The following is a 6,820-nucleotide window of genomic DNA, read 5'->3' as shown; positions in this document are numbered from 1 at the left end:
AAACAGCGGACAGAGCGCATCCGACACCAGCAGCAGAACGCGTGCTCCTTGCGCAGCCACCATCGGCAGGTAGCGCGCGAACTGGATCGTATCGCCCAGTCCCTCGTCCATATGAATCAGGACGGTCTTGCCGTCGACCGCCTCTCGTCCACACCACAGCGGCTTCGAGACGTCCAGCCGGGAGATCGGCAAGCGCGGCATCGTCCAGCGCACCTCGCGCCCGGCCCAGCCGGCGGCGAAATTCCCCGTCAGCAGGTGCAGCAGCGCCAGGGCCCACTCGGCTTCGGTATTGGCGGGATCGATCGTCTTCATCCGATCATAGACCGCGAAAGCCTCGGCAAACCGGTGCAGCCCGGTAAGCGAATGGGCCTTGTTGAACAACACCGCGAGATCGTCTGGGCGCAGCACGAGCGCGCGGTCGAACCACGACAGCGCCTCTGCGTCGCGGCCGAGCCGCTGCAGAAAGCGGCCGGCGTGGTTGCAGCTATCGGCATCCGCCGGATCGAGCGCGTGTGCGCGCATGATGTCGGTGAGCGCGTCCGCGGGCCGGTCGAGCCCGAACAGCACCAGCGCACGCATCTGCAAGGTCGAGGCCTGATCCGCGAGCAGGTGGTCGCTCAGATCGGCCTGGACCAGCGCCTCCTCGAGCCTTCCGAGGTTGAAGAGCAGGGAACCGGCCTTGCGGGCGGCGTCATGATCGTGCGGATCGAGCTTCAGGGCGTGCAGATAGCCGAGGACAGCTTCATCCGGACGATTCAGGTCGGCGAGGGCGCCCCCAAGCTTCTTCCACAGCGCGGCCGCCTCCGGCCTGAGCTGCACCGCCTTGTCATACGCCAGGAGCGCCTCATCGAGTCGTCCCTGCGCCTGCAACACGCTGCCGAGGCTCACGAGGTATTCCGGCTTCGGCTCCCGCCGGACGGCGCGGGCGATCCATTCCACCGCATGATCATGCTGACCGGCCTGCAGCGAGAGCAGCCCCATCAGATGCAGCGCATCGGCATGCTCGGCGTCTTGCGTCAATGCCTGCTCGCATGAGCGCCGGGCGTCGAGAACGCGGCCGGCGCTCAGCTGCCGCAGGCCGACCCGGTACAAGGTTGCCGCGCTGTCGACACCGCTAATGGTGTCACTCGACTGCTTGGCCGCGGCGCGGCGTTCGTGACGGTTCATCGGAGGGTCCGGCCTGCTTCATCGTCACAGGTAAGTGATTCTGTCGCGACTGCACAGCATTCCCGGCAAACGGCGCAGAGCGGCAGAGGTCCTGCCCACCCGGGCAGTTCCCGAACCCGCCTCCAGTCCCCAGATTGGCTCTAACTCATTGGAGATTTCCACTATGACTGATCCCGCATCCAATATCCTCGCCTCCTTCTCCTCCGCGACAGCCGAGCTCGCCGCAGCTGCGGCGCCGTCGGTCGTCTCCGTGCATTCGCGGCGCTCGCGCGCCACCGGCTTCGTCTGGAAGACGGGACTCGTCGTCACCGCCGACGAGACGCTCGCCGACGAGGGCGAGATCGCCATCCGCCTCGCCGACGGCACGACGCGCCCCGCGACCATCGCAGGCCGCGACCACACCACCGATGTCGCCCTGCTGCGCACCGACACCACCGGCCTCACGCCGGCGAAGCTGGCAGGCACAGCGCCCGCGCTCGGCGCGCTGGCGCTGGCAGTCGCGGCGGAGCGTGGCACGCCGGCAATCGGCCTCGGCGTCGTCTCGCTCGCCGCCGGCAAATGGCGCAGCCTGCGCGGCGGCGACATCGACGCACGGCTCGAGCTGGATGTCCGGCTGCCGTACAGCCACCAGGGCGCGCTCGCGCTCGATACGTCCGGCTCCGTCTTCGGCATGGCCGTGCATGGACCGCGGCGTGTGCTGGTCATTCCGTCCGCGACCATCGAACGCGTCGCGGCCAGGCTCGAGAGCCATGGCCGAATCGCGCGCGGCTATCTCGGGCTCGGCCTGCAGCCGGTGAAGCTGGACGACGGCATCGGCGCGATGGTGATGAGCGTCGACAAGGCCGGCCCCTCGGCCACGGCCGGCCTCCGGCAGGGCGACGTCATCGTCCGCTGGAACAACGAGGAACTCTCCGGCGTACGCGGCCTGTTACGCGCGCTCGGTCCCGACAGCGTCGGCACGGTCGTCGATGTCGCCGTGCGTCGCGGCGGCGAGCCGGCGAGCTTCAAGGTCACGATCGGCGAGAGGCCGAACGCGTGAGCGAGGAGAGCGCCTCGCCCGTCGTGATCGCGATCGAGGTCGACGATCCCGCGCTCCGGGACCGGTTGGCGGCGCTGCTCGGCGGCGTCGCCGGCCTCGCGCTGGCGTCACCGGGAGAGAGCGTCGACGCCACGATCGTCGAGCGAAATGCGCCGCCACGCGCCGAACCGTCCGAGTCCGAACTGACGCCGCGCGAGCTCGACGTCCTCGAACTGATGGCAGAGGGTGCATCCAACAAGGCGATCGCGCGGCGGCTCGGCATCTCCGTGCATACCGCCAAGTTTCATGTCGGCTCGATCCTGGACAAGCTCGACGCCACCGGCCGTACCGACGCCGTCGCACATGCGGCCCGCCGCGGCGTGATCGAGCTGTAGCGAGATACGCTGCGCGCCCCGCAGCGTTCCTGAGCGGAACCATCACGACGGGCACCGGTTACCTCGTCAACCGCGCCGCTGCGGCCGGATGAGGATCAAGGCCGATGCGCGCCACCTCCGTCGATATCGCCTGAGACCGGCGCATGAAGCCGCACCCAAAATCGCCGGGCCGGCTCTGGCCCCTGCTCGCCCTGAACTTCTTCATGGCCGACATGCAGTCCGGCATCGGGCCGTTTGTCGGCGTCTTCCTGCTGGCGCATGGCTGGAGCTCCGGATTGATAGGAACCGCGCTGACGCTCGGCAACGTCGCCGGCATGGCGATCACCACCCCGATCGGCGGCTTCATCGACACCACCGGCCACAAGCGTGCCTGGGTCGTAGTGCCCGGCATCGCGGTGGTCCTGGGCTCCGCGATCATCCTGCTGTCGCAAGCGTTCTGGGCGGTGGCGATCTCGCAGATCGCGACCTCCGTGGCGGGTGCCGCGATCGTGCCGGCGGTCACCGGCATTACGCTCGGTCTCGTCAAGCAGCGCGGCTTCAATCGCCAGATCGGCCGCAACCAGGCCTTCAACCACGCGGGCAACATGGTCGGCGCGGCAGCTTCGGGCTACCTCGGCTGGCACTATGGCTACGTTGCCGTGTTCCTGCTCGCTGCCCTGTTCGGCGCTATCTCGGTGGCCTGCGTGCTGATGATCCCCGACCAGGCGATCGACCATCGCGCCGCGCGCGGCACCAAGGAGGACGACCCCGACAGCCAGCCGAGCGGTTTCACCGTGCTGGTCAAGCACAAGCCGCTATTGGTGCTCGCGCTGGCGCTGGCGATCTTTCATCTCGGCAACGCGGCGATCGTGCCGTTGTACGGACTCGCCGCCGTCGCCGGCGACGGCATCAACGGCCCGAGCTTCGTGGCGACCACCATCGTGGTGGCGCAGGCGACCATGATCCTCGCGTCGATCGCTGCCATGCACGCCGCCGAGGCCAGGAACTATTGGCCGGTGATGCTCATCTCGTTCCTCGCGCTGCCGGTGCGCGGGATTCTTGCCTATGCGCTGTCCGGCTGGTGGGGCGTGCTGCCGGTTCAGATCCTCGATGGCGTGGGCGCCGGCCTGCAAAGCGTCGCGGTGCCCGGCATGGTGGCGCGCTCGCTCAACGGCACGGGACGCGTCAATCTCGGCCAGGGCGCGGTCATCACCGTGCAGGGCGTCGGGGCCGCGCTCAGCCCGGCACTCGGCGGTTGGCTCGCGCAATGGATCGGCTATCAATGGACGTTCCTGCTGCTCGGCAGCTTCGGCCTGATCGCCGTGGCGCTGTGGGTGGCGCTGAGATCAGCCGTCAAGGGCTACTGATTTCGGCTCACCCCGCGAGCTTGGTGAAATCGGGCGGCCGTTTCTCGGCGAAGGCCGTGAAGGCCTCGCGCGCCTCGGCGGTCTTCAGCCGTTCGGTGAAGCGCTCGCTTTCGGTTGCGATCTGCGCCATCAGGACGTCGGCATTGCGCATCAGCCGCTTGGTGGTCGACAACGCGCCGGCCGGCTGCCTCGCCAGCCGCGCGGCAAGCTCGGCGGCTTCCGCGTGCAGCCGCGGAAACGGCACCACGCGATTGGCAAGCCCGAGCGCGAGCGCCGTCGGTGCATCCATGGCGTCCCCGAGCGTGAACATCGCATAGGCACGGGCATGGCCGATGCGTTGCGGCAGCAGCAGCGACGAGGCGGCCTCCGGCACCAGCGCGAGATTGACGAACGGCGTCGTCAGCAGCGCATCCTCCGCCAGCACGACGAGGTCGCAATGCAGCAGCATGGTGGTGCCAATGCCGACCGCGCGGCCCTGCACGGCGGCGACCAGCGGTCGCGTAGCGCGGGCGATCGCCTCCAGGAAGCGGCCGACATGCCGCTCGCCCTTGAAGGCGCCGGTCGCCATCGCCGCGAACTCGCCGACGTCGTTGCCGGCTGTGAACATGTCGCCCTCGCCGCGCAGCACGATCGCGCGAACAGCACCGTCGGCGTCGGCGGCCGTGATGGCGTCGGCGAGCGCGCCATACATGGCATTGGTCAACGCGTTCTTCTTGTCAGGCCGCGCGAAGGTCAGGGTCAGAACGCCGTCCGCCTTCTCGATCCGAATGTGTTCGGTCATTGCTCGTCTCCTTTGGGAAATTTGGTCTGAAAGCTCGTGAGCCAGCGGGCGACGATGTCGATCTCCACATCGCTGAATCCCTCGGCCAGGCGCGCGTTCAGCATCGCGACATCAGCTTTTGTTCGCGCCAGCGCCTTGCGGCCGGCCGGCGTCAGCCACAGCCGGAAGGCGCGGCCGTCCTCAGGGTCGGCCCGCTTCTCGACCAGGCCAGCCTCGACCATGCGGTCGGCAAGCCCGCTGATCCCGGGCATCCCGAGATCGAGCGCGGCGCCGGCCTCGCCCATCGAGACGCCGTCGCGCCGGCCCAGCACGAACAAAAGCCCGCTCTGCGCTGCGGTCACTCCGCCCTTCTGTGTCGCGATGAAACGCTGCAAGCGCCGCTGTGCGACATTGAGCAGATAGATCAGGCGCCGGTCGGAGTTCTCCAGATTAGTTCGCATGCGAAATAACTAGCCGATCACGAGGCCGATGTCCATGGGCATCGCAGCGATGCGAAGGGAAACCGGCTCGCGTATCCCGCTACTGGTCCAGCGGCCATTTCAGCCGCTTGATCTTGCAGGGCAGCGGGTGAAATCTATTCAACCTGCACGATCGGCAACTCGAGCGCAGAAGCCGAGCCCCCGCCCCATAACAGCGTGATCAGCGGCGGGCGGCCGTGCGGCACCTGGCCGCAATGGTCGTCGTCGGCGCCGGCGATCGAGAGGCAGATGCGGCTGCCGGCCGCAAAGCGCCAAGCCACCGGTAACAGCGGAATGCGGATGCGCTCGACCTTGCCCGGCTGCAACGGAGCGGCGTCGGCGCGCGCAAAGCTGCGGAAAGTCCAGGCGGTGCGATAAGTTTCCGGCGCCGGGCTCTCCTTGCGATGCAGCGCCCGCAATAGTCCCTCGGTGACATAGCGCTCGGTGCCGTCGGCCTCGACCTCGGTGAGATAGACGAACAGCGCCAGATCCGGCTCGCTCGAGGAGAGATGGAGGTCGGCGAGGCCGTGACCGGCGAGCTCCATTGCTTCCTGAAGCGGCGCCGACGTATAGCTCAGCATCCGCTGCGTGCGCCCTTGCCAATCCGCGTAGTAATGGCGGCTGTCGATGCCGGCGATGCGCTCGTAGCGGGTGTGCGCGCCGGTGCCGAGGGTGAAATCAACCTGATGGTCGTCGGCGCCGCCCTGTGGCGCCGCATCCGCAAGACGCCGGCCAGGCGCAAGAAAGAACCGCTCGCGCCGTTCGACCGGCGGCCAGTGTCGGGCTGCCCGCCACTGTTCCGCATGCAGCGCGAAATAGTGGATCGGCGCCTCCTCGCGCAGGCCGGTGTCGAGGCTAAGCAGATAGGTATCGAAGAAGCGCAGCACCTCGCCTAGCCATGGAAATGTCGGCTCGACCGTTTGCCGCCACGGCGAGACATCGATGCGCGCGCCATGATCCCACGGGCCGAGCAGCAAATGGCGCGGATTGTCGCTCATGGTCAGGTAGCGCGAGATCGCGCCGTTCATGTAGCCCGCGCCGTCGAGCCAGCTCGAGACCGAAAGAATCGCGACATCGCTGCGGATGCCGTGCGCGACCGAATAGGGACTGATCGAGGCCGAGCTGAAGGCGGGGTCGTAAGGCAGCCCCTCCTCGCGGAATCGGAATTCCGACATGAAATCGGTCTGGCGGAAATTGCCGAGATGCTGCCTGACCGCCTGATTCAACAGCGCGCCGTCCGGATCATCGTCGACCGGCTGCGGGCCCTGGAAATCCGGATTGTTGAAGTAGGAGAATTTTTCCAACACGTCGCGGCGGTCGTGGTCGAGCCCGACCATCAATTCGTCATAGACCTTGGTCAGCGACTTGAGCTGGATGCCGCCGGGAAAATAATTGTCGCTATAGGTGTCCCACACCGCCGACAATGGCGCGATCGCCTTCACGGCGGGATGGCCGGTGGAGGCGAGGAAATCGGCGGCGGCGCCGAGATAGGAAATGCCGGTGGCGCCGATCACACCGTTCGACCAGGTCTGCGCCACGATCCAGTCGGCGATCTCGCGAGAATCCGCACGCTCGCGCGGCGAGCGGAAGCTGTCGCGGGTGCCGAAACTCGCGCCGGTGCCACGCACGTCGACCACCACGACGGCGTAGCCGCG

The 6,820-nt window shown here is 67.7% G+C and carries 7 protein-coding genes; 3 read left to right on the top strand and 4 right to left on the bottom strand.

Annotation, left to right across the window (positions count from 1 at the left end):
- The coding region (locus tag JOY90_RS10560; protein ID WP_291691078.1) for a tetratricopeptide repeat protein at window positions 1-1,167 on the bottom strand (1,167 nt) is incomplete at its 3' end.
- A gap of 163 nt (window positions 1,168-1,330) precedes the next feature.
- Between JOY90_RS10560 and JOY90_RS10555 the strand changes: the two genes are divergently transcribed.
- The 3 genes from JOY90_RS10555 (at window position 1,331) to JOY90_RS10545 (ending at window position 3,926) form a co-directional block, all read left to right on the top strand.
- Window positions 1,331-2,206 (top strand): S1C family serine protease, encoded by an 876-nt coding sequence (locus JOY90_RS10555; protein ID WP_291691077.1) that lies wholly within the window; start codon window positions 1,331-1,333, stop codon window positions 2,204-2,206.
- Complete coding sequence (locus tag JOY90_RS10550; protein ID WP_291691076.1) at window positions 2,203-2,580, top strand: LuxR C-terminal-related transcriptional regulator; 378 nt, start codon at window positions 2,203-2,205, stop codon at window positions 2,578-2,580. The genes JOY90_RS10555 and JOY90_RS10550 overlap by 4 nt, the downstream gene beginning before the upstream one ends.
- Before the next feature lie 143 nt (window positions 2,581-2,723).
- A complete protein-coding gene (locus tag JOY90_RS10545) occupies window positions 2,724-3,926 on the top strand; it encodes an MFS transporter (protein WP_291691075.1) in 1,203 nt (400 codons plus the stop codon).
- A gap of 7 nt (window positions 3,927-3,933) precedes the next feature.
- On the opposite strand, the gene JOY90_RS10540 is transcribed toward JOY90_RS10545, so the two are convergent.
- The 3 genes from JOY90_RS10540 to JOY90_RS10530 all read right to left on the bottom strand — a co-directional run.
- Window positions 3,934-4,707 carry an enoyl-CoA hydratase-related protein gene (locus JOY90_RS10540; RefSeq protein ID WP_291691074.1) on the bottom strand — a complete coding sequence of 258 codons (774 nt, stop codon included), beginning with the start codon at window positions 4,705-4,707 and terminating at the stop codon, window positions 3,934-3,936.
- The gene (locus JOY90_RS10535; RefSeq protein ID WP_291691073.1) at window positions 4,704-5,147 is read right to left on the bottom strand and encodes a MarR family winged helix-turn-helix transcriptional regulator; all 444 of its coding nucleotides are present in this window, start codon (window positions 5,145-5,147) and stop codon (window positions 4,704-4,706) included. Before JOY90_RS10535 ends, JOY90_RS10540 begins: the two co-directional genes overlap by 4 nt.
- 134 nt (window positions 5,148-5,281) lie before the next feature.
- A partial coding sequence (locus tag JOY90_RS10530; RefSeq protein WP_291691072.1) for a CocE/NonD family hydrolase occupies window positions 5,282-6,820 on the bottom strand: 1,539 nt, incomplete at its 5' end.

The sequence above is a fragment of the Bradyrhizobium sp. genome (assembly GCF_019242285.1).
GTDB lineage: Bacteria > Pseudomonadota > Alphaproteobacteria > Rhizobiales > Xanthobacteraceae > Bradyrhizobium.
Note: the sequence above shows the minus strand (reverse complement) of the source record. Positions and strands in the feature narration are given on the sequence as shown.

What these genes read in the sequence shown, in the direction of transcription:
- JOY90_RS10555 (WP_291691077.1), top strand. Translation starts at nt 1,331, where the DNA reads ATGACTGATCCCGCATCCAATATCCTCGCCTCCTTCTCCTCCGCGACA.
- JOY90_RS10535 (WP_291691073.1), bottom strand. Translation starts at nt 5,147, where the DNA reads ATGCGAACTAATCTGGAGAACTCCGACCGGCGCCTGATCTATCTGCTC.
- JOY90_RS10545 (WP_291691075.1), top strand. Translation starts at nt 2,724, where the DNA reads ATGAAGCCGCACCCAAAATCGCCGGGCCGGCTCTGGCCCCTGCTCGCC.
- JOY90_RS10540 (WP_291691074.1), bottom strand. Translation starts at nt 4,707, where the DNA reads ATGACCGAACACATTCGGATCGAGAAGGCGGACGGCGTTCTGACCCTG.